The sequence below is a fragment of the Marinoscillum sp. genome, from assembly GCF_965229915.1.
Taxonomy (GTDB): Bacteria; Bacteroidota; Bacteroidia; order Cytophagales; family Cyclobacteriaceae; genus Marinoscillum.
Map to the genome: position 1 here is coordinate 4,534,988 of NZ_CBDDJZ010000001.1, position 21,821 is coordinate 4,556,808.

The following is a 21,821-nucleotide window of genomic DNA, read 5'->3' on the forward strand; positions in this document are numbered from 1 at the left end:
ACGCAAATTATATAATCTTTGAAGTATGAGACTTGTTTTATTTTCACTCTGCCTGATTTTTTTATTCACTGGTTGTACTGTGCAGCAAATTCAGCAAACACTCGGTGATTACATGGAGTCAGAGGAGCTGACCACTGATCAGGTGATCGCCGGATTGAAAGAGGCACTGGTGAAAGGAGCTGAATCAAGTACGGCAGATGCTTCCAGGGTCAATGGTTTTCTAGGCAACCCCAAAATCAAGATACCCTTTCCGCCGGAGGTGCAACGTGTGGAGGACAAGCTTCGGGAAATAGGCCTGGGAAATCAGGTAGATCGATTTGTGGAAACACTCAATCATGGTGCTGAAGAAGCTGCAAAGGAGGCAAAACCGATTTTTGTCAGTGCCATCAAAGGAATGACGGTACAGGATGCCTGGGGGATTCTGAAAGGACAGGACAATGCAGCTACCCAGTACCTACAAGATAAAACGTCTGCACAGCTGAAGAACAAGTTTCAACCAGTGATCAAAAAAGCCCTGGATCAAACAAGTGCCACCAAGTATTACAGCGACCTGGTCAATACTTACAACAAGATCCCTTTTGTAGACAAGGTAAACCCTAATCTGGATGAATATGCTACCGAGAGGGCACTGGCAGGCCTGTTTACGTTGGTAGCAGATGAAGAAAAGAAGATTCGGGACAATCCAGCCGCTAGAACCACTGAGTTATTGAAGAAAGTATTTGCCAAACAGGATTAATTAATGCTTACAGAACTGCAGCATAGTAAACTCACGCATTATTTCAATGTGCTCGACTTTGACAAAAGTCAAACCCTCGAAAAAAATGATTTCATCAGCATTGGGCAAAACCTAAGCACACTTTGGGGATTTAAGGTGGGAAGTCCAGAGTATCAGGCGAGTATCCAGCGGTGTACTCAGATATGGAAGGATTTCCATCAATTCATCGGTAAAGGAGATAGTGAACACGCCACATTGGAGGAATGGCTCCAGTTTGCGGATCAGCACATCGTCAATGGTGCCGAAGATCTGTACGAACGTCACATCCATCAAGTAGCCGTTGAGATCATTGACTTGTTCGATACGAATGGTGATGGCTATTTGAGTTTAAACGAATACCTGGATTTATTCATGGCTTATCGTATTGAAATCAAACATTCTACCAGGGCTTTCAACCAAATGGATAAAAACAAAGACGATCTGATCAGCCGAGACGAATTGTTAGAGGCGATTCGAGAGTTTTTCCGAAGTGACAGTGAGGATGCCGCTGGCAACTGGCTCTTTGGCTTTTGGGAAAACGCTCGTTGGGTTTAAAAGGAAATTGGTTCCCCTTCCTCTGGGATGACGAATTGCTTTTGCTCAATACCACTTTTTTCAAGACCAAGGATTAAATCTTCTTCAGCCTTGCCCTGACCTTCATCGGCCAACGGAAAGGTGCCAAAATGCATAGCGATGCTTTTTTTGGACTTAACATCGCGATGAATTTGAATGGCTTGATCAGGTGATACATGTATGGGAGACATGAACCACTTGGGCTGGTAAGCACCAATGGGGATTAGCGATACGTCCATGGGACCTGCCTTTTTACCGATTTCTTTAAAGAAGTCTCCATAGCCACTATCACCAGCGAAATACAGCTTTTGCTCACCATTAGTGAGTGTATATCCACACCACAGTGTTTTGTCCCGGTCTAGCATACCTCGGCTGCTAAAGTGTTGAGCTGGAGTTGCCATGATATCCAGCCCTATGGAGGTGGACTGCCACCAGTCCAGTGACACGCACTTAGTGATGTCATGTTGTGCCAGGTAGCGCTCCACACCCAGAGGTACGATAAATACCGGGTCATCCTGTTGATGGATACGTTTGAGGGTGGTGATATCCAGGTGGTCGTAATGATTATGGCTTAGCAGTATAGCATCGATAGGTGGGAGGTCTTCGAATCGAATGCCCGGAGGTCGCATTCTTCTGGGACCCGCAAAGGAGTAAGGGCTACATCGCTCACTCCATACAGGATCTGTCAGGAGATTGAGGTTGTTCCACTGGATTAGAAAGGTGCTGTGATTCACAAAAGTGACCACTAAGTCAGTGCTGGAATCTACAGGTTTAGGACCGATGGATGTTTCATAATTATACTTCCATGCCCCTTGATCCCGACTAAACATCCACCGGAGGACATCTGAAAAGCCTTTGGCTTTAATACCGCCTGGGTTGATGAACTGAGTGCCATTAAAATGATCCGTCTTAGGACCTTTGTGACCAGGCGCACTAAGACTGATTCCAACCAGAAATGGAAAAGCAACGATTACTAGAGCGATGACTGCATATATCATGCTCCAAAATAAAGCTTTTGAGGATTAATTAGTCAATGATCAGCCGCTGATTCCTGGTAAGTCCGTTAAATTCTATTTTTAACAGGTATATTCCCTTAGTCAGGCTTGCTGGCAATTGCATGGAATCAGAAGACGTCTCATAGTTGCCAAGTTTTTGTCCGTTTATGTCGAAGATGGTGATTTTGTATTGGCCTCCGGGTATATCAAAGCGAATCTGACTTTGAGCCGGAGCTGGGTTGGGGTAGGCACGAAAGGACACGTCTTTTGGCTCAAACATCACTACAATTGGTGCGAACTCCTCAAAAGATCCATCCAGATCATGAGCTACTAGCTGATAGAAATTTACTCCTACAAGAGGTCGCTCATCTGACCAGAAATAGTCTGTTGGGCTGTTGGTTGTTCCTTGTGCATTTAATCTACCCATTGATTGGAATACCCCATCCGCATCACCTCTTCTGACTTCAAAGTATTCGAAATCCTTTTCGGCTAGAGTGGTCCAGTGTAGTTCAATGGTTCTCTGCTGGGTCAGCGATGTAAAAGATCCTAATGTAACTGGCAAAGGAACCGCTCCTCCAGAATCAATGAATTCAATAATGTCGGTTAAGGATCCATCAGTATTGTCGGTGGTTAAATCTCCGATGGTCTGTTGCTGGTCACCGTCAGTTCCGGTATCTCCAGGGAAGTATGAGTCTGCTCCAGAGTCATAACCACCCGCATAGACTGTTCCTGTGCCTGAGTAAGAGCCAGTACCACCATTTTTGTCGATTGTACCAGTCACCACTAAGGTGCCACCAGAGTTGATATCCGTCTTATTTTCCAGTGTTAGGTTACCAATGACTATCATGCAGTTATTGATGACCAAATCCATGGAGTTGGAAGAGAAGGTTACATTTCCATAAATGATCAATGTGTCATTAACCGTAAGAATGTATGGACCACCTCCTCCTCCGGAAGTACTAAAAGTCAAACCAGAATAAGTGCCAGTCCCTGCATAAACCTTGTGGTCTACGGTGATGGTTCTTCGGTTGATGTTTGTTATTCCCGGTGAAGCCGTGTTCCAGGTAGCATTACTTTCCCAGGTTCCATCAGTGATGGATGTCTGTGCAAATGCAGATGAAGTGGCTATAAAAACACTTAAAATCAATAAAAAATGTTTAATCATCAAAGTGATTGGTTAATGTCTATTTCTGGTTTCGGTTAGCGATAGGCAAAAGTATATCAAAGATTTATGCTTCAATAAGCCTTTTCGATTATTAAAACGTGGATATTCATCAATACCCTACTTTACTCGATGATCAACTTACGATGAATGGTAGTGGATTGGATTTCGATCTCTACAAAATAGGTCCCTTTTGGTAGATTGAGGTCCATATATGGAGTACCTATCATATGAATCAGCTCCTTGCCAGTAAGATCTAAAATCCGAATAAAGAAGTCTCCTGTCAGGTCAATATTGATGGCTCCATGGGTTGGGTTGGGGTAAATCAGCTCACTGTTCTGAGCACTCGATAGTGGTGTAGTCGGTCTGCTGTTATATACTGGATAGTTGAGTGTATCACTATTTGTACAGGCATCAGGGTCTGTGACGTAGAGTATCAATTCATAGTTCCGCGCCTGATCAAAGAATGCAATGATCGATGCGCTGTTGTCATAATAGGTACCATCACGATACCACTCAGTGCTATGAATGGTTTCACCCTGAGCAGTAAATGTTACCGTATGTTGTTCATCCAGATAGAGTGTATCAGGCGCTGCAGAAATGCTCACATCAGGTTTTTGTGGAGTCAGGTTAAGCTCCACAGGAGCAGAAGGAAGTATGCTGTCCAAACCAGTGATATATAGGGTAGATTCAGTTACAAGGCTATCTATAGTAAATGCGGATCCTTTGTGTAGCAGGTTTGAAAGTGAGCTTTCAGCATAAAATGCAAAAACATTTCCATTAGCTGGACTGATGGTAATGTCTGTTCCATAACAAGTAACCATTTCCGCAATAGTTGGTAATGGAGATGGGACAAAAGAAATCACCTCTGATGAGGTAGCAATGCAACCCAAAGTAGAGGTAGCGGTCAGCGAAACATCCAGAGTACTTCCTGTTATTGGGATACTGATACGATCATTGGTACCAGCATTGTCTCCTTCAATGATCCAGTTGGACGATTGTAAATCGGGCGAGGTGTTGATCAGCAGCACGGCTGTTTCGACGGTAGAAGTATCTGGAATTACCTGAAAACTAGCCTCATACGTTTGCACGATGATGTTGACCTCCTTTTTGAGGCTTTCGAACTCACCGGCAAGGTTGGTCAAGTACAAAGTGGTATCATGTTGTAGGTTCTGTATTTCCAGAGTATTGACTATCAATGAAGGAGATTCATCAGTCTCATAAAGGTATACTGCCAAACTATCGGTATTAGTGGCCTCTAGCATGAGATCTTCCCCCGCACAAATCCAGGTGTCCTGGACATCTGGCTTTGGTGATCTGGATGCCACGAGTAGTTCTTGAGAAAATGTTTCCGAGCACCCCAACTCATTGCTGACAGTTAGGGAAATCTGATAGGTTCCCTCTTCTGAAAAACTCACAGTTGGGTTTTGAACGGTGGCTTGAGTCCCATTATCAAAGTCCCAATGCCAGGAGGTTGGTCGGAAGCTTTGATCAGTGAAGGTTACATTGTTTACTGGCAGGTCGAGCAACAAGGTATCTGTAGACATCTGAAATTGAGCTACCTGACTTACCAGTTTGACATCAAACCGAAAGAGATCGCTGGGATACAATCCGTCGAGATTTCGGGCGTAAAATGAAGTATCTTGAGAGATAGGACCGGTTTGCAAGGTGTCACCTGTTGCAATTTGATTGTTGCCCAGAGGATCACTAAAAAACGCAAATTCGTCACCAGAGTCCAGGTCGATAGCGAGAGCGGCTCCTTCACAGCTGACAAACTCCTCCATTAGAATTGGGTTGCTGAGGTAGGACTCATAAACACTTCGTGCTGAATCAAGTGAGGCAACCACATCATCATAGGTAGCTCCGAATGCAATGAGATAGGCAGCTTTGGAAGAGCCTCCTGCAGCCAATGAGATGGAGTCATCTGCCATTAGCGAAGCAATGTCATTCCCAGCATTGAGCCATCCGGCAGAATCAAATTGACTCTGGGTAGCCAATGAAAAGATGAGACTATCGGTCCACTCTCCTTCAACATCCGGAGAATTGTTGTTCCATGAGTCCTGGTCCAGACTTTGGTGGATAGGCAGCGTATCATAGTAGGAAGTAATGCCAACGAAAAGACTACTGTCACTACTAAAACTAATTATTGCATGAATACTATCTTGATAGAAGCTTCGGTTATCTCTGGCTGCACCCAGTCCCCAGTCTATATACATTCCATTGCTCAGCAGATAGTTGGTGGCTGACCAGTTGCCAATATAGTATTCCTGTATTAGATAATCTACCTGAAGGTTTGTAATGGTCTGTTGAGTGATCTGCAGATTTCCCGGCGAGGAGGCTGAGTCATCCGAAAACGTGCTGATGGCGAGGAAGTCTACCGCCTCATGAGCAATGAGTTTTGACGGGCGGTTCACGATAAAGTCTTTCTTTCTGCTGGTGCCGAGGACTTCAGCGTAGAAATTATCTGAAACTTGCTGAGAGTCCAGTGCCACGAAAAAGTTGATACGATTGGCGAGGGTTTCACCTTGCCAGATGAGGCCTGATCCTCCCAGAAAATTGTCATTGGTATAGCCCAGATCTCCATCTCCACCGACTGTCAAGGTAAGGTTTCCATTATCCAGACGTACCTGATCCGGTTCGGTCTGGATCTCGATGTATTCAAAATCCTGGTAATTTCCATCCTCAAAAGTGACGCGGATTGGAATGGTTAGGTCAGTTGGTGTTTCATCTGACAGTCGACATCTCTTGATCGTGATGGATAAGGTGTCCAGAGTACCGAGAGTTGGTAACTGCACAGAGGATTCATCATCCACAATGAAGTACTCTGACGAGGAGGAAAGTGAAACTCGTGCATTGGAAGTGCCCAGGTAGTTGATCAGTTTTAAAGTAATCTCAATTGAGTCTCCATAGTACAGTTTATTTGTGTGTCCATTGCTGTACGAGTATTCAGCAATGCGAATGGATTTTAAGGTGTCGCCCGAGGCTTCTAGCGCACGCTTAATGTTCAGGCGGCCATACCCAAGTTTGTCTACGAACTGGGAATTGGAAGAGACGTTATAAATCTTGTCTGAGGTTACACGGAGACGTTCCAGTACCTGTCTGGCTCGTAAGTTGGGTTCCAGGTTTCTGAGTAGACCAGCAGCGCCAGCTACCATTGGAGAGCTGTAGGAGGTGCCATTGTCAGATCCATAGGAGTTGTTAGCATCTGTAGAGTAAATGGCGTTACCCGGAGCGGTAATGTCTACATTGTAATGATATGAAGAGAAGGATGCCTTGGCGTCATTGAGATTGGTTGCGGCAACAGAGAGTACATTGTCATAGCTGGCAGGATAATAAGGTACATCAGTAGAAGTATTTCCGGCAGCAGCTATTATGACCACATCATTTTCCACGGCAGCATAGTTGATAATATCCTGAGCAGCCGGATTATAGGTGTTGGCCGAACCCCATGATAGGTTGATCACATCATAGCCATTGTCTGCTGCATAGATGATGGATTCGTAAGCATTGGTTGATGTGTTTTCATCATTTTTGAAGATTTTTAGCGAACTGATCTTGCACTGATAGCCCACTCCAGCGATGCCTATGCCATTGTTGGTATTGGCTCCGGCAATACCAGCTACCCTGGATCCATGCTGACTGGTTTCGGCTAGTGCCAGACTATCACTATCAGCAAAATCATACCCCTGATAATCATCTATGTATCCATTGTTGTCATCATCGATCCCATTGTAAGGGTCATTGTGGTTGGTGTAGATCTTATCCCGTAAGTCATCATGGTTGAGGTTGATTCCTGTGTCACTTATACCAATGACAATGGTGCTATCACCTGTGTCAATATCCCATGCATCAAATGCCTGAATGACGTCCAGATAGCCTTGTGACCCAGCGGTGATGGCAGGGTCGTTGGGTATGAACAGGAGCTCTTCTAAATAAATGGGTTGAGCGTAAATGACGTTGGCATATCTGCTCAGCTCATCACACAAGCTTTGTATATCTGTGTTCTGATCCACCTCTACTTTGTATAATCCATCGAGCACTGAAGGGGCTTGCCGCTTGGTCTTAGAAAGCTTTCTCATTGGTTCATACCCAGTGAGGTTAGGGATGTCGGTTAAATGGAGGTTATTGGTTGCTCTGTGGGTCGATTCTGCCTTCAGTTTAAGGTATAGCTGTCCCTTTACAATTTCAGCTTGCTGGCCAAAAGCCGGTAAACTGAGAATGCACCATAGTAAAAGGACGTATGTATACAGTTTGGTCAATGGCTATCAGGTTACAGCAGCTTTTCTCACGATTTTCGAGAAAAGCTTGGGGAACAATCTTTTCACATAGATTCCAGCCACTTCTTTGAAGCCGCCTATGTAGACCTCCTCCTTGTTTTTTTCAATAGAAGAAATGATTTTTTGTGCGCATTCTTCAGGAGTCAATCCCTGATCTTGTGCATTGTCCATTTTGTTTTGTTTGGAGCCATCACCCATCAGGGCATTGACACTGATCTGAGTCTTTACAAAACCCGGCAAGATGATGCTTACTTTGATGCCATCCGCATGATGTTCAGCACGCAATGCATCGTAGAAGCCGTGTAGCGCATGCTTTGAAGCCGAATAGGCAGACCGAAAAGGTGTACTGATGATTCCAACTGCGGATGTGATAATCACCTGGTGACCTGACTTTCTTTTAACCATTTTTGGTAGTAACGCCTTAGTCAGAGCTATCGTCCCAAAGTAGTTGACCTCCATGATTTTGCGGTCTACTTCGAGATTTGTATTGATCGCTTTGTCGCGCTGGCTGATCCCGCCACAGTTAATCAGGATATCTATGTGTCCGTAGATAGACTCTGCTTCTTTGGCTTTTTGACCTATGGCAAAGCTGTCTGCAAGATCTAAAGTGAGTACATGAATATCTTCTTGATTGGGGCAGTTTTGTTTGACACGCTCCAGCTCTTCTCTGCGCCTTGCAGAGATGATTAGTTTAGCGCCCATTTGGGACATCTGATAGGTGAGGGCCTCACCTATGCCTGAAGAAGCCCCAGTAATCATCACTACCTGATCTTTAATTTTCGTCATTTTCTGGTTTGCTAGACTGCACGTAAACGTAAATGGTGTAAATGCCCAAAGCGGTTCCCAATGGAATACTTAATAAGGACAAACATCCCGAAATCATCATCACTGTTAATCCCCAGCTTTTACCTCTCAGCTGCGCAATTCCCCCTACAATTGATGGAAGTGGGAATAGGATAATTAGGATGAAAAACAGCGAATGAATAAACATAAACACCGTTTTGACGATCATTAGTTCATTGCTGTCACCCTCCAGTTCATTTTCGATAAATGGTAGGACCGTTTCCAGTACCAAATGGACTATGAGAAAGAAGAGTAAATTGAGTGAGCCGTATACAATGTGTAGTATGCTCAGGAGTCTTTTATGTGCATCCATGGTTAGTGTTTTTTATAAACTACGAAATCAAATGAGAATTGATGTCTGTCATCCGCGGGGTGGTGTTGGCGGCTGGTTTCTTGCCAAATGGTTTTATCAAATTCAGGGAAATGTGTATCTCCTTCGAAACTGCCATTGATTTCGGTGAGATAAATAGTGTCAGCCAAATCGAGTCCAAGTTGGTAGATTTCTCCACCACCGATGATGAAGGCTTCCGTTTCATCCTTCATTTTGGCTTTTTCGATTGCCTGCTCCAGGCTGTTGACCACCACAGCACCTTCTGCCTGATACTGCTTGTTCCTTGTAATTACCACATTTGGCCGATCAGGCAAGGGTTTGAACCGCGGAGGGAGTGATTCAAAGTTTTTTCTACCCATTAGCACGTAATGTCCCTTGGTGGTGTTCTTGAAGTATTGAAAGTCATCAGGTAAGTGCCACGGAATGTCATTATCCTTTCCGATTACTCTGTTTTGACCCATAGCTGCGATCATGGATATTTTCATAAAACCTTGGAATTCAATTAATCGTATTCAAAGAAAAAGAAATACCATGTTAATAGCACTTCTTGCTGTTTGTTTTATCTCGGTTACCGGAAATATCATTCTGGCCAACAAGCAAAAACAAGATCCATATGAATGGGTGCTGCTGTCATTGCTGATAGGCCCGCTTTCACTTCCTATCCAATACTTTAGTGCTCGTCCTTCCAATGGTAACCCCTGAGAAACTCCTCCGTTGACATCCTTCGCTTGCCTTGTAGTTGGACATCCGTTAGTGCAAGCGCCCCATCCTTAGTTTTCACATCCAGGTAGGTCTTGCCGTCAGATTGGAATGAACCAACTGGAGCATTGTATGTCCTTGGGCTCAGTTCTGCCAGGTATATTTTGAAAGTGAGGTTGTCTAGAGTAGTCCATGCCGCCGGATAGGGGCTAAGTCCGCGAATAAAGTTTCGGATAATCTCAGAGGGTTGTTCCCAGTTTATTTCACAGTCCTCTCTAAAAATCTTAGGAGCATGTTTATCTTCAGAAACCTCGGGCTGAGGTTTTAGCTCATAATGCCCACTTTGAATCATTTTGACGGACTTTACTACGAGTTCTGCACCTTTTAGCATCAAGCGCTCATACACCGAGCCTACTGTATCGTCATAGTGGATGGGTTCTTTGTGCTGAAGCAAAATATTTCCCGTGTCAATCTCGTGTTTCAGTTTGAAGGTGGTTACACCGGTCTCTTTTTCTCCATTGATGATGGCCCAGTTGATAGGGGCTGCGCCTCTGTAGTCAGGCAAAAGTGATCCATGCAAGTTGAAGGAGCCCAGAGGAGGCATGTTCCATACAGCTTCAGGTAGCATTCGGAAAGCTACCACTACCTGCAAGTCTGCTTTGTAGGATTTCAGCTCATCTTGAAATTCGGGGCTTTTAAGGTTAGTCGGTTGCAAAACAGGGATCCCGACCTCTAATGCGTAATCTTTCACTGGAGAAGTGCCCAGTTTCTTTCCACGTCCTTTCGGTTTATCCGGTGCAGTGACCACTGCTACCACATTCATATGATTTTCTACCAGCTTTTGCAGGGATGCTACCGCAAATTCTGGAGTCCCCATAAACACTATTCTCAGATTATTCATGTGGGGCAAAGCTAGTGATCATCAATAAAATATTTTACTAAGAATTTTGATACATCATAAATCTATGTATATTTGTCCTATGTATTCAAAAGAACTGTTAAAAGGAACGATCGGGGTAATGGTTTTGAAGCTCCTGGAAGAGAACGAGAAAATGTATGGTTATGAGATTTCTCAGCGGGTGAAGGAACTAACCGATGGTAAGATCTTGCTGAAGGATGGGTCATTGTACCCTGCTTTGCACAAGCTTTTGAATGATGGGATACTTGGATATGAAGAGCAAAGCATCGGGAAGCGTGTCCGCAAGTACTATTTTCTAACCAAAAAGGGTAAGAAAGAAAAAGATACGCAGATGGCGGAATTGAAAGATTTTCTTGAGACCATCCAAAAAGTGATTTTCAATGATCTAAATAGCATGCCAGCGATATGATTACTGATGAACAAGTTGATTTTATTGAAAAACAGATTGTAGCTGCAGATGTGAAGAGCAAGTCGCTGCGGGATGACTTGCTGGATCACATGTGCTGTCTAATAGAAATGGAAACAAAAAAAGGCCTGTCTTTCGATCAGGCCTATCAAAAAGCATTTCTTCAAACCTCACCAAACGGGTACGGTGAGATCCAAAATGAAACTCTTTTTTTACTTAACTATAACAAAATTATGAACATGAAACGAATGACCTACATTTCCGGGTTTATTTTTTCCGTAACTCTTAGTGTCGGTGCTCTATTTAAGATATTGCATTGGCCCGGAGCTAACCTGCAGCTGATGATCGGAACATTTGGTTTAGCCTTTATTTTCGTACCATTGATTCTTATCAATAAATACAAGTCTCTGGTTCAGGAAGTGCTTTCAGAACGGATGAAATGGATTTTTGGAATCTTGAGTTTGTTACTTTTCTTAGCAAGTAGCTTATTCAAGTTAAATCATTTGATGGGAGCCAATATCTTGTTGATGTCCTCATTTCTGATTTTTGGTTTTGGCTATTTACCATTTCTGTTTTTCAGAATGTATAAATCCTCCGTTGAGGAGATGTAAGAAACAAATTAACGGGTTTGAAAAGTCCTGACCATGCGGTTAGGACTTTTTCTCATTTATAGAGTTGGTACTTTTTTCTTATCTCATGATACTCGGTTAGATCATTCTCCCAACTCGACTTGATCTCCAACTCGCTTTTTCCGTCTTCTATTTGTTTTCGGAGTTTCTTAGTTCCGGCGAGCTTGGTGAGGTAATCATTAAAAAACACATCCACTTCCGTGTTTCTATAAAACCGCATAAGTAATTCGATATTCAGGGAGTAGCTGGGCTTCTGCCCAATATAACTCACGCCAACGCAGAGCTGATCTTCGAGTGGAGGGTATTTAGATCCTTCATTTGGATGCGGAGTAAAACCAAAACTGCCTCCTGCAAACTGTGGATGGCCTACCACCTGAAACGGATAGTCCGTGCCACGGCCTACCGAAGCAACAGTCCCTTCAAATAAAACGAGTGAGGGATAAAGGGAAACTGCCAGATCATTTGGGAGATTGGGAGAGGGAGGCACAGGTAGTGAATAAGGCATCTCATGAGTCCAGCCCATCACAGGGATCACCTGTAAGTCACAGGTCAATCCATCCTTAAGCCAGCCTTCACCATTGATCATTTGTGCCAGCTCACCAAGCGTCAGTCCATGCACCAGCGGTATCGGGTGCAGCCCTACAATTGATTCGTAGGTTTCATCCAATACAGGCCCATCTACGTAGCTCCCATTAGGGTTGGGGCGATCCAGCACAATTACCGGTACTCGGGCTTCAGCACAGGCTTCCATCATCCAGGTCATGGTGCTGGCATAGGTATAACATCTCACACCCACATCCTGCATGTCTATGATCATTACTTGCAGTCCGTTCAGTTGCTCTACAGTAGGTTTTTTGGAATCGCCATAGAGCGATATTAGCTCAAAGCGAGAAGAAGTCTCATCGGTGATTTTTTCTCCATCTGGCTTGTTGCCTTTGAAGCCATGCTCTGGACTGAATACTTTTGGGATGGCAATACCCAACGACAGCAGGGTGTCTGTAAGATGCGTTTGACCTACCAGGGAAGTATGATTAACAAGTAACCCGACTCTTTTATCCTTGATTAGGGGTAGGTAGGCATCCAGACGTTCTGCACCGGTCTGGATAGTCTGGGACCGACTGGGCAACGTGCTCACCAAAAAGATCAGCAATAGAAAGGGCTTCAATATAGATATCTTGTAATATTGCATCTGTCAAAAGTACAAATCTTGAATCTACCGTATTTCATATCCAAAAGAATTACCAAAAATGATACCGGATCGTTCTCTACGGTGATCAATAAGATTGCTGTGGTGAGCATAGCGGTGGCGTTGGCAGCACTCATTTGTGCATTCATGATTCTGAAGGGGTTTGAGAATACCATCAAGGAGAAAATCTATAGTTTCAGTGGACACCTGACAGTCAGTAAGTACACGCTCTCCACATCCTTTGAGCAGACCTCCATTATCGCTAGTGATTCTTTGGTGACCAAACTTACCAGCCTGCCTGGAGTGGATTATCTCCAGACTTATGCTTTCATGGCTGGATTACTTAAAACGAGCGATGAAGTACAAGGGGTTATTATCAAAGGGCTTGATAATCAATTTGATACGGCTTCATTCTCCAAGCACATGGTGGCTGGGTCATTTCCTCAATTTCCCGAAGAAGGCTATGGTACGGAGGTGGCAATCAGTGCCAAGATTGCCAACTACCTTCAACTGGGAGTAGGTGATGAGGTGTTGGCTTTTTTTGCACAGAACCGTCCCAGATATCGCAACCTACAGATCACCGGGATTTATGAAACAGGTCTGGAAGATTTTGATGAGAAAGTAGTGCTGGGTGATATCAACCTGGTACGCCGACTCAATAATTGGGGTGATCATACAGTTGGCGGTATTGAAATATTCCTGGACGATCCTTCCAAAATGGATGAGGCGGAAACCCTGGTCTTTGAGAATACCGATACTGATCTGTATGTAGATAAAGTCAGTGACAAATACATGCAGATTTTTGACTGGCTCCGATTGCTAGACCGGAATGTGGTCATCTTTTTTACACTGGTGCTGTTCGTTGCTGCTTTTAACATGGTGAGTATCTTGCTCATCCTCATTATGGAGCGTACCCAAATGGTGGGTGTGTTGAAGTCACTTGGAGCGGCTAATGGATTGATTAGGCGCATCTTCTTTTTCAATGGACTGAACCTGATCCTCAAAGGTCTATTCTGGGGAAATCTGTTCAGTCTGGTATTCTGCTGGGCTCAGTTACAGTTTCAATTGATTCCTTTAGATCCAGAGAATTACTACATGAGCCATGTGCCTATCAAGTTTGACATGATGGCCGTTCTTTGGATCAACGCTTTTGTGGTGGGGATTACCGCTCTCGCCTTGTTTATCCCATTGAGAGTGATCTCCAGGATCAAACCGATCAAAGCTATTCGATTCGATTGATTATTGTGCCAGGTGATGTGGCTGGTATTTCCTAAATAGGCTTTTAATTTTCATTTGGATCACCCCGAAGACTGCCTCTTTAAAGATTCCACGAGACATTTTACTATTTCCCTTGGCTCGCTCGGTGAAAATAATGGGTACCTCCACAATATTGAACCCATGCTTCCACGCATTGAACTTCATCTCTATTTGGAACGCATAACCTATGAACTGGATCTTGTCGGGATCGATGGTTTGGAGTACACTCCTATGGTAGCACTTGAAACCCGCTGTGCTGTCCTTAATGGGTAGTCCTGTCACCAGCTGCACATAGATACTAGCGAAATAGGACATAAGTACTCTCCCCATCGGCCAGTTGACCACATTGACCCCTTTGATGTATCGTGAACCGATGGCCATATCAGCACCACCATTTGCACATGCTTCATACAAGGCTACCAGGTCGTTGGGGTTATGTGAAAAGTCGGCATCCATCTCATAGATGTAATCATAGCCATTCTCTATTGCGAATCGAAAGCCCCTGATGTAAGCTGTTCCCAATCCCAGCTTGCCCTCGCGCTGGATCAGGTGGATCCGACCCTCATGTTCTGTTTGTAGTTCTTTTACAATATCAGCGGTACCGTCAGGTGAGCCATCATCTATTATCAACAATTCAAACGGTATAGGAAGAGTCATTACTGCTAGGGTAATGTCCCGGATATTTTCTTTCTCGTTATACGTTGGTATGATGACTAGATTCCTATGCACTTTTCCTTTTACCTCGTGAATTTATGATTTACCATAACCCAATATTTTCATCATTTGTTCGCTATCCTGCTCAGGTGCAAACAATCTAGACTGAATGTTTCCATCCTCGTCTTTGCTAATGATGATATGCTTTGGAGCGGGTATCAGACAGTGCTGAATCCCACCATAACCGCCAAGCGACTCTTGATAGGCACCGGTGTGGAAGAATCCGAAGTATAGCGTTTCGTCTTCATCAGTTCGCGGTAAGAAGACTTCACCAATGTGTGCCTCCGAATCATAATAATCCTGGGAGTCGCACGTGAGGCCACCAATGTTGACTCGGTGGAATGGATTATCCCAGTGGTTTACAGGAAGCATAATGAACTTCTCGTTGAGTCCCCAGACATCTGGCATATGAGTAATAAATGAACCATCCATCATGTACCAGAGCTCCTTGTCGTTTTGTAGTTTTTGGTTCAATACTGAGTAGATCGTGGCGCCGCTTTCACCCACAGTGAATGAGCCAAATTCTGTGATGATGTTTGGTACTGGTACGTGGTTTTTCTGACAGATCCATTTGATATTCGACACAATCTGGTCCGCCATGTAAGCGTAATCAAACTCAAAACCCAGAGAGTTTTTAATAGGAAATCCTCCACCAATATCTACCGTATCCAGATCTGGACAGATCTTCTTTAGCTCACAGTACTTGTAAATAAAGCGGCTCAGTTCACTCCAGTAATAAGCAGAATCTTTGATGCCGGTATTGATGAAAAAGTGGAGTAATTTCAGCTTGGCTTTGGTACCAGCGATCATTTCTTTGTAATGCGGTACAATGTCTCCGTATCGTATACCGAGGCGCGAAGTATAAAACGCAAAGTTTGGCTCCTCATCTGCCGCAATTCTGATCCCCACTTTAAACTCCCCTTTTACATGATCATGGTAGTGAGCGATTTCGTTGAGGTTGTCGAGTACCGGAATGGTATTCTTGAAGCCATCATTGATCAGGTTGGCGATATTTTCCAGATAAAGTGGTCGCTTAAATCCATTACAAACCACCATGCGGTCCTTGCTGAAGTGCCCGGTTTCATTCAGTCTACGAATGATCGGGATGTCATACGCCGAACTGGTCTCTATATGAATGTCGTTTTTCAGACCTTCTTCTAATACGAAATGGAAATGGGACGACTTGGTGCAGTAGCAATAAGTGTATTTCCCATCGTATTTGTTCTTCGCAATAGCCTCGTTGAAGATTTTCTTGGCGTATTGTATGTTTTCACTGATTTTTGGTAAGTAACTCAGTTTCAGTGGAGTTCCATACTCTTTAATGATGTCCATGAGGTTTACATCATGAAACAATAGCTGGTTGTTCTCTACGCGAAACTCTTTGGTAGGGAAGTAAAAGGTTTGTTCTATTAAGTCTGAGTAGCTTTTCATCGGGGAAAGGCGTTAGCGTTTCAAAGTCTAAAATGCGGCACAATAATCACAAAAAAATCGCAAAACACTGCGCAGCTAATATTAATATTTGATCAGACCCAAATATGTTTTCAATGATTTAGTTTTGCGGTCTGATTTTTTCAAAAATACCCAAATGATCAAGCTAAACATAAAAGACGAAACATCACCCCTTGAGGCTGTAGTACTTGGTACAGCCAAAAGTTTCGGCGGCACTCCTAAGCTGGAAGATGCATATGACCCCAAATCTGCCGAGCACATCAAAGCAGGTACATATCCTGTGGAGGAAGATATGGTGAATGAAATGGAGTCGTTTAATGCGGTTTTTGAGAAACATGGTGTGAAGGTATACCGACCAGAATTGATCAGCGACCTCAATCAAATATTTGCCAGGGATATTGCTTTTGTCATCGATGATTATTTCTTCAAGTCCAATATCCTGCCCGATAGAGTGCCCGAATTAGAAGCCATTGATTACGTGATTCAGCAAATTGATGCTGACAAAGTGATCACTCCACCTGAGGAAGTGCACGTGGAAGGTGGAGATGTGATGATACATGGGGATCACTTGTTTGTAGGTACTTACAAGGGAGCTGACTATCCAGATTACATTACGGCCAGAACCAATCGTGAAGGAGTTGAATTCCTGAAGGAGTTTTTCCCTAATAAGATTGTAAGGGATTTTAACTTAAGTAAATCGAACACCATAGCAGAGGACAATGCCTTGCATTTGGATTGTTGTTTTCAGCCCGTTGGCAAAGACAAAGCCATCATTCACAAAGAAGGTTTTTTGGATGAAGCTGATTATCAGTATTTGGTGGATCTTTTTGGGATGGACAACTTGTTTCATATCACCAAGCGCGAGATGTACCACATGATGAGCAATATTTTTTCGATTGCACCGGATGTAGTGGTTTCTGAGAAGGGCTTTACTCGTCTCAATGAATGGCTGAGAAGTCATGAGATCACTGTGGAAGAGATTCCTTATGCTGAGATTGCCAAACAGGAAGGACTGCTGAGATGTTCCACCTTACCACTTAGAAGGAAATGAATCGACAAATAACCGATACACTGATGATGATCCGCCCTGTGTCGTTCTATATGAATGAGCAGACGGCTGTGAATAACTATTACCAAAAGAAGCTTGATGGATTAACAAACCAGGAAGTGCAGCAAAAAGCACTTGATGAGTTTGATAAGTTCGTGGCTAAGCTTAAGAAAAAGGGCATTACGGTGGAGGTGTTTGAAGATACACCAAATCCTTCTACTCCTGATTCTATTTTCCCAAATAACTGGGTGAGTTTTCACGACGATGGACAGATCTGGCTATATCCGATGTATGCGGAGAATAGACGATTAGAGCGGAGAGATGATTTGCTACAAAAATTAGGTGAGCGTTATGAAATCTCTGGTATAGACGGTTTCACTGATTGGGAGAAGAAGAATAAGTTTCTGGAAGGTACCGGTAGTTTGATTCTGGATCGCGTGAATGAAATTGCTTATGCTGCTATTTCAGAGCGAACCAATCCAGATGTCCTGGAGGATTTTACTGAAAAAACAGGATTTGAAGTTGTCTCATTCACAGCTAATCAAACGGTAAATGGCCAGCGGTTGCCCATTTATCATACCAATGTAATGATGTGCCTGGGCGATACATTCGCGGTGTTGTGTGCCGATAGTATTGATGATCAAGAGGAGAGAAAAAAGGTGATCGATACACTGGAAAAGACCAATAAGGAAGTAGTGCTCATTACCGAAGAACAAAAAGGCCGATTTGCAGGAAATATGCTCCAACTCGGAACCACCGCGGGTGCAAAGTTTGTAGTGATGTCCAAAGCAGCTTTCACGTCGCTGACTGACGAGCAGAAGAAGCAATTGTCTGCTCATGGAGAGTTGGTTTATAGCAATTTGGACACCATAGAGGCACTCGGTGGTGGCAGTGCAAGATGTATGATGGCAGAGGTGTTTTTGCCAAAGAAATAGATAGTCAATGAATTTGATCGATAAGCAGTTAAAAACAGCTATTGTTGAAGCGTTTCAGGCGCTTTTTGATTTTAAATTAGATGTCAGTGATTTTGAACTTCAGCCTACCCGCAAGGAGTTTGAAGGAACGCACACGCTAGTGGTTTTCTCTTATTTGAGGCATACCAAAAAAGGTCCAGAACAGTCCGGAGAAGCCATTGGTGACTATTTGAAAACCAATACCAGCATCGTTTCTGATTACAATGTGGTCAAAGGGTTTCTGAACCTGTCGATTTCTGAAAAAGCCTGGATTTCCGTGCTTGAGAAGATATCTGGAGATGCTGCTTACGGCACTTTTGAAGCCACAGGTGAGAAAGTAATGGTGGAGTTCAGCTCTCCCAATACCAACAAACCACTGCACCTGGGACACTTAAGAAATAACTTCCTCGGAGACTCCGTATCAAGAATTTTGGCTGCTCGTGGACATGAGGTGATGAAAGTGAACCTCGTCAACGACCGTGGAATTCATATTTGTAAATCCATGCTAGCGTATGAGAAGTTTGGAGCAGGAGAGACTCCTGACTCTACCGGTATCAAGGGAGACAAGCTCATTGGTAACTACTACGTGCGGTTTGATCAGGAATACAAGAAAGAAATAGAAGGGCTGATCCATCAGGGAATGGATCCTGAAGAAGCTAAAAAGCAAGCTCCGCTGATGCTAGAAGCTCAGGAGATGCTGAAGAAGTGGGAGCAGGGCGATGAAGCCACGGTTGCACTCTGGAAGCAAATGAATGGCTGGGTGTTTGACGGATTTGACATCTCATACGAGACCATGGGTATCGTATTTGACAAGGTCTATTATGAATCTGATACCTATTTATTGGGAAAAGACATCATTCAGGAAGGGCTGGATAATGGTGTGTTTTTCAAGAAGGAAGACAACTCAGTATGGGTGGATCTTACGGCAGACAAGCTGGATGAGAAGCTGGTGCTTCGCGGAGATGGCACTTCGGTTTATATGACTCAGGATATTGGTACTTGTGACCTGAAGCATAAAGATTTTCCTTTTAACCGATCAGTCTATGTAGTGGGTAACGAACAGGATTATCACTTCAAGGTATTGTTCACGATTATGGATAAGCTTGGCCGTGACTATGCAAACGGTCTGTACCACTTGTCTTATGGCATGGTGGATCTGCCGACAGGTAAGATGAAATCCAGGGAAGGTACGGTTGTAGATGCCGATGACCTGATGCAGGAGATGTTTGATACAGCTCAAAAGCAAACGGAAGAGTTGGGTAAAATTGAAGGGTTGACTGCTGAAGAAGCGGAGGAACTTTTCAGAACTTTAGGACTAGGTGCACTTAAATACTTCTTGCTCAAAGTGGATCCAAAGAAGCGAATGCTTTTTAATCCACAGGAGTCTATCGAGTTTCAGGGCAATACAGGACCTTTTATTCAATATACACATGCTCGGATTTCAGCAATTTTGAGACGTGCTTCATCTTTGGAGATTGGGCAGGATTTTGATCCGGCTAAGGTTGAATCGATTCATCCCAGAGTGCTCGATTTGATTCACAAGCTTACTGAGTATCCAAAAGTAATTGATGGAGCTGCTAAAGATTACTCTCCGGCCCTCGTGGCTCAGTATGTATATGAGCTGGCTAAGACCTACAATGGGTTTTACCAGGATGTGCCTATTTTCAATGAGGACAATCAGGAAGTGGTAAAGTTCCGAATTGCTCTTTCCGCTTCGGTGGCAAAGGTGATTAAGTCAGCTATGAGCATGCTGGGAATAGGTGTACCGGAAAGAATGTAAGTATGAAGATCAAAGCGTGGATACAAGCCTTTAGATTGCGGACATTGCCTTTGGCATTCTCCTGTATTTTCATGGGTGCTTTTACCGCTGGGATTGACGGGTATTTTCAAGCTGATATACTTACCTGGAGCTTGATTACCACATTGTTTTTACAGATTCTGTCCAATCTCGCCAATGACTATGGTGACGCGTCTTCGGGAGTAGATGGAGATCATCGCACCGGTCCTAAACGCACGGTCTCTTCCGGGCTGATTACCAAGGGGCAAATGAAGAATGCTCTGATCACTTTTTCATTGTTGTCACTTGGTTCTGGACTATATCTGGTTTGGTTGTCTTTTGGCGATCAATGGGCTAAAGTTTTGGTATTCATTGCTCTTGGGCTTGGCGCCATTGCCGCCGCTATCAAATACACAGTAGGTAGCAGACCTTATGGCTATGCAGGTCTGGGAGACTTTTTCGTATTAGTATTTTTTGGACTTGTAGGTGTAGGAGGTAACTATTTTTTGTACACCAGCACATTGGATGCCTGGGTGCTGCTGCCAGCATTGTCCTGCGGTTTTTTAGCAGTAGGGGTGCTCAATGTCAACAATATCCGGGATATAGAGTCCGACAAGGCATCTGGCAAATACAGCATACCTGTTCGCATTGGTAGGAAAAATGCAGTTTATTACCACTGGTTTTTAATAGGTGGTGCCATAGCCGCAATGCTCGGCTTTTGCTTGTTAAAAGACTTGGGAGCTGGAGCCTACTTGTTCTTGCTGGTTACTCCCATACTGTTTTTCAATGCGCGTGCTGTAAAAATTAAACAAACCTCAGAAGGGCTGGACCCTTATCTGAAGCAACTGGCATTGACTACTCTATTGTTTGTATTACTTTTTGGCTTTGGTGAGCAATTATTCTGAGCAGAATCAAAATTGGTTTAAACGTAGATTTGATTAACTTAGACTTATATAAAAGTACAAGAACGTCAAACAAAGAACAATGAATAAAATACTCGTTCCCTACGATTTTTCGGAGCTGGCAAAGCATGCCTTAGATTTTGCTGCCCAGATTGCGAGAAAGGCAAATTCAGAAACAGTTACCCTTATCAATATCATCGAACAGCCCACCCCATCTGATTTTAAAACCATGGGAGTGTCTGCTGCTGACCCGATGGAAAATATCTGGATCAAGAAAATGATCGAGAAAGCAGAGGCTAACATGGAAGATGTTATGGCTGATGAATCCTTCAAGGATATCACACTGAAGTACAAGATTGTGCTGGGTAATCCATTTCAAGAGCTTGCTGAGGAGATCAAGACTCAAGGAGTGGAGTTGGTGGTCATGGGAACCTCTGGAGCTTCGGGAGCTGAAGAGTTTTTTGTTGGCTCCAATGCAGAGCGTATGGTTAGGTATTCCAAAGCTCCGGTAATTACAGTGAGCGGCCCGGCAAGTCTAGATGGTGTTAACGATATCGTGTTTGCCTCTAACTTTCATGAGGTGTCGGGTGATTTTATCGCTCATGTTAAGAAACTACAGGCCATGTTTGGTGCTAAACTGCGATTGGTGAAAATCAATACTCCAGCAAGCTTTACAACTACCAGACATGACAAGAAGCAGATGGAGGATTTTATAAAAGAACATAATCTTGATAACTGTACCTACGAGACTTACAACTTCTCCAATGAAGAGGATGGAGTGCTAGCCTACTCAGAAGATATCGGAGCAGATCTCATAGCTATCGGTACCAAGCAGCGAAAAGGAATTGGACACTTCCTGGCAGGTAGCATCGCAGAGGATGTCGTCAACCACTCCAAAGTTCCGGTTTGGACTTTCGGTTTGGAAAATGGATAATAAAAACTTAACC

The 21,821-nt window shown here is 43.7% G+C and carries 21 protein-coding genes; 11 read left to right on the top strand and 10 right to left on the bottom strand.

The genetic code is table 11. The features are described from left to right. Positions 1–25 precede the first annotated feature (25 nt). A complete protein-coding gene (locus ACO067_RS19310) occupies positions 26–736 on the top strand; it encodes a DUF4197 domain-containing protein (protein ID WP_421877164.1) in 711 nt (236 codons plus the stop codon). A 3-nt stretch (positions 737–739) separates the two neighbouring features. After that, positions 740–1,309 carry an EF-hand domain-containing protein gene (locus ACO067_RS19315; protein WP_421877166.1) on the top strand — a complete coding sequence of 190 codons (570 nt, stop codon included), beginning with the start codon at positions 740–742 and terminating at the stop codon, positions 1,307–1,309. Here the strand turns inward: ACO067_RS19315 and ACO067_RS19320 are convergent. From ACO067_RS19320 to ACO067_RS19345, 6 genes are all read right to left on the bottom strand, one after another. Further along, positions 1,306–2,325 (bottom strand): MBL fold metallo-hydrolase, encoded by a 1,020-nt coding sequence (locus tag ACO067_RS19320; RefSeq protein WP_421877168.1) that lies wholly within the window; start codon positions 2,323–2,325, stop codon positions 1,306–1,308. The genes ACO067_RS19315 and ACO067_RS19320 overlap by 4 nt on opposite strands. A gap of 28 nt (positions 2,326–2,353) precedes the next feature. After that, positions 2,354–3,487, bottom strand: a complete 1,134-nt coding sequence (locus ACO067_RS19325; protein WP_421877170.1) for a T9SS type A sorting domain-containing protein — start codon at positions 3,485–3,487, stop codon at positions 2,354–2,356. Between the two features lie 122 nt (positions 3,488–3,609). Beyond that, positions 3,610–7,743 (bottom strand): S8 family serine peptidase, encoded by a 4,134-nt coding sequence (locus tag ACO067_RS19330; protein WP_421877172.1) that lies wholly within the window; start codon positions 7,741–7,743, stop codon positions 3,610–3,612. Between the two features lie 6 nt (positions 7,744–7,749). Continuing rightward, positions 7,750–8,547, bottom strand: coding sequence for an SDR family oxidoreductase (locus tag ACO067_RS19335; protein WP_421877174.1), 798 nt, complete (start codon positions 8,545–8,547; stop codon positions 7,750–7,752). Then, a complete protein-coding gene (locus ACO067_RS19340; protein ID WP_421877176.1) occupies positions 8,534–8,917 on the bottom strand; it encodes a hypothetical protein in 384 nt (127 codons plus the stop codon). The genes ACO067_RS19335 and ACO067_RS19340 overlap by 14 nt, the downstream gene beginning before the upstream one ends. 2 nt (positions 8,918–8,919) lie before the next feature. After that, complete coding sequence (locus ACO067_RS19345; protein WP_421877178.1) at positions 8,920–9,420, bottom strand: dihydrofolate reductase; 501 nt, start codon at positions 9,418–9,420, stop codon at positions 8,920–8,922. A 46-nt stretch (positions 9,421–9,466) separates the two neighbouring features. On the opposite strand from ACO067_RS19345, the gene ACO067_RS19350 reads away from it, so the two are divergent. Next, positions 9,467–9,637 (top strand): hypothetical protein, encoded by a 171-nt coding sequence (locus ACO067_RS19350; protein ID WP_421877180.1) that lies wholly within the window; start codon positions 9,467–9,469, stop codon positions 9,635–9,637. Here ACO067_RS19350 and fmt read toward each other — a convergent pair. Continuing rightward, positions 9,606–10,535, bottom strand: a complete 930-nt coding sequence (fmt, locus tag ACO067_RS19355; RefSeq protein ID WP_421877182.1) for a methionyl-tRNA formyltransferase — start codon at positions 10,533–10,535, stop codon at positions 9,606–9,608. The genes ACO067_RS19350 and fmt overlap by 32 nt on opposite strands. 79 nt (positions 10,536–10,614) lie before the next feature. Between fmt and ACO067_RS19360 the strand changes: the two genes are divergently transcribed. Together ACO067_RS19360 and ACO067_RS19365 are read left to right on the top strand one after the other, a co-directional pair. Next, a complete protein-coding gene (locus ACO067_RS19360; RefSeq protein ID WP_421877184.1) occupies positions 10,615–10,962 on the top strand; it encodes a PadR family transcriptional regulator in 348 nt (115 codons plus the stop codon). After that, on the top strand, positions 10,959–11,570 hold the full coding sequence (locus ACO067_RS19365; protein ID WP_421877187.1) for a GldL-related protein: 612 nt from the start codon (positions 10,959–10,961) through the stop codon (positions 11,568–11,570). The genes ACO067_RS19360 and ACO067_RS19365 overlap by 4 nt, the downstream gene beginning before the upstream one ends. A 52-nt stretch (positions 11,571–11,622) precedes the next feature. Here ACO067_RS19365 and ACO067_RS19370 read toward each other — a convergent pair whose 3' ends face one another. Next, positions 11,623–12,753 carry an exo-beta-N-acetylmuramidase NamZ family protein gene (locus tag ACO067_RS19370; RefSeq protein ID WP_421877189.1) on the bottom strand — a complete coding sequence of 377 codons (1,131 nt, stop codon included), beginning with the start codon at positions 12,751–12,753 and terminating at the stop codon, positions 11,623–11,625. A 42-nt stretch (positions 12,754–12,795) separates the two neighbouring features. Between ACO067_RS19370 and ACO067_RS19375 the strand changes: the two genes are divergently transcribed. Further along, positions 12,796–14,013 (top strand): ABC transporter permease, encoded by a 1,218-nt coding sequence (locus ACO067_RS19375; protein WP_421877191.1) that lies wholly within the window; start codon positions 12,796–12,798, stop codon positions 14,011–14,013. Here the strand turns inward: ACO067_RS19375 and ACO067_RS19380 are convergent, their stop codons facing one another. Both ACO067_RS19380 and ACO067_RS19385 read right to left on the bottom strand, forming a co-directional pair. After that, positions 14,014–14,760 carry a polyprenol monophosphomannose synthase gene (locus ACO067_RS19380; protein WP_421877193.1) on the bottom strand — a complete coding sequence of 249 codons (747 nt, stop codon included), beginning with the start codon at positions 14,758–14,760 and terminating at the stop codon, positions 14,014–14,016. Positions 14,761–14,781: 21 nt separating this feature from the next. After that, positions 14,782–16,176 carry an arginine decarboxylase gene (locus ACO067_RS19385; RefSeq protein ID WP_421877195.1) on the bottom strand — a complete coding sequence of 465 codons (1,395 nt, stop codon included), beginning with the start codon at positions 16,174–16,176 and terminating at the stop codon, positions 14,782–14,784. Between the two features lie 154 nt (positions 16,177–16,330). On the opposite strand from ACO067_RS19385, the gene ACO067_RS19390 reads away from it, so the two are divergent. From ACO067_RS19390 to ACO067_RS19410, 5 genes are all read left to right on the top strand, one after another. Beyond that, positions 16,331–17,245, top strand: a complete 915-nt coding sequence (locus ACO067_RS19390) for a dimethylarginine dimethylaminohydrolase family protein (protein WP_421877197.1) — start codon at positions 16,331–16,333, stop codon at positions 17,243–17,245. Next, positions 17,242–18,177, top strand: a complete 936-nt coding sequence (gene ctlX, locus ACO067_RS19395; RefSeq protein WP_421877199.1) for a citrulline utilization hydrolase CtlX — start codon at positions 17,242–17,244, stop codon at positions 18,175–18,177. The genes ACO067_RS19390 and ctlX overlap by 4 nt, the downstream gene beginning before the upstream one ends. A 7-nt stretch (positions 18,178–18,184) precedes the next feature. Continuing rightward, positions 18,185–19,975, top strand: a complete 1,791-nt coding sequence (argS, locus tag ACO067_RS19400; protein ID WP_421877201.1) for an arginine--tRNA ligase — start codon at positions 18,185–18,187, stop codon at positions 19,973–19,975. Positions 19,976–19,977: 2 nt separating this feature from the next. Then, positions 19,978–20,877, top strand: a complete 900-nt coding sequence (locus tag ACO067_RS19405; RefSeq protein WP_421877203.1) for a 1,4-dihydroxy-2-naphthoate polyprenyltransferase — start codon at positions 19,978–19,980, stop codon at positions 20,875–20,877. A gap of 79 nt (positions 20,878–20,956) precedes the next feature. Continuing rightward, on the top strand, positions 20,957–21,808 hold the full coding sequence (locus ACO067_RS19410; protein ID WP_421877206.1) for a universal stress protein: 852 nt from the start codon (positions 20,957–20,959) through the stop codon (positions 21,806–21,808). Positions 21,809–21,821: the final 13 nt, after the last annotated feature.

Excerpts from the sequence above, each read along its gene's own strand:
- ACO067_RS19325 (WP_421877170.1), bottom strand. The coding sequence starts at position 3,487 with ATGATTAAACATTTTTTATTGATTTTAAGTGTTTTTATAGCCACTTCA.
- ACO067_RS19405 (WP_421877203.1), top strand. The coding sequence starts at position 19,978 with ATGAAGATCAAAGCGTGGATACAAGCCTTTAGATTGCGGACATTGCCT.
- ACO067_RS19335 (WP_421877174.1), bottom strand. The coding sequence starts at position 8,547 with ATGACGAAAATTAAAGATCAGGTAGTGATGATTACTGGGGCTTCTTCA.
- ACO067_RS19390 (WP_421877197.1), top strand. The coding sequence starts at position 16,331 with ATGATCAAGCTAAACATAAAAGACGAAACATCACCCCTTGAGGCTGTA.
- ACO067_RS19410 (WP_421877206.1), top strand. The coding sequence starts at position 20,957 with ATGAATAAAATACTCGTTCCCTACGATTTTTCGGAGCTGGCAAAGCAT.
- ACO067_RS19385 (WP_421877195.1), bottom strand. The coding sequence starts at position 16,176 with ATGAAAAGCTACTCAGACTTAATAGAACAAACCTTTTACTTCCCTACC.
- ACO067_RS19310 (WP_421877164.1), top strand. The coding sequence starts at position 26 with ATGAGACTTGTTTTATTTTCACTCTGCCTGATTTTTTTATTCACTGGT.
- ACO067_RS19315 (WP_421877166.1), top strand. The coding sequence starts at position 740 with ATGCTTACAGAACTGCAGCATAGTAAACTCACGCATTATTTCAATGTG.
- ctlX (WP_421877199.1), top strand. The coding sequence starts at position 17,242 with ATGAATCGACAAATAACCGATACACTGATGATGATCCGCCCTGTGTCG.
- ACO067_RS19340 (WP_421877176.1), bottom strand. The coding sequence starts at position 8,917 with ATGGATGCACATAAAAGACTCCTGAGCATACTACACATTGTATACGGC.
- ACO067_RS19365 (WP_421877187.1), top strand. The coding sequence starts at position 10,959 with ATGATTACTGATGAACAAGTTGATTTTATTGAAAAACAGATTGTAGCT.
- fmt (WP_421877182.1), bottom strand. The coding sequence starts at position 10,535 with ATGAATAATCTGAGAATAGTGTTTATGGGGACTCCAGAATTTGCGGTA.
- ACO067_RS19350 (WP_421877180.1), top strand. The coding sequence starts at position 9,467 with ATGTTAATAGCACTTCTTGCTGTTTGTTTTATCTCGGTTACCGGAAAT.
- ACO067_RS19320 (WP_421877168.1), bottom strand. The coding sequence starts at position 2,325 with ATGATATATGCAGTCATCGCTCTAGTAATCGTTGCTTTTCCATTTCTG.
- argS (WP_421877201.1), top strand. The coding sequence starts at position 18,185 with ATGAATTTGATCGATAAGCAGTTAAAAACAGCTATTGTTGAAGCGTTT.
- ACO067_RS19360 (WP_421877184.1), top strand. The coding sequence starts at position 10,615 with ATGTATTCAAAAGAACTGTTAAAAGGAACGATCGGGGTAATGGTTTTG.
- ACO067_RS19345 (WP_421877178.1), bottom strand. The coding sequence starts at position 9,420 with ATGAAAATATCCATGATCGCAGCTATGGGTCAAAACAGAGTAATCGGA.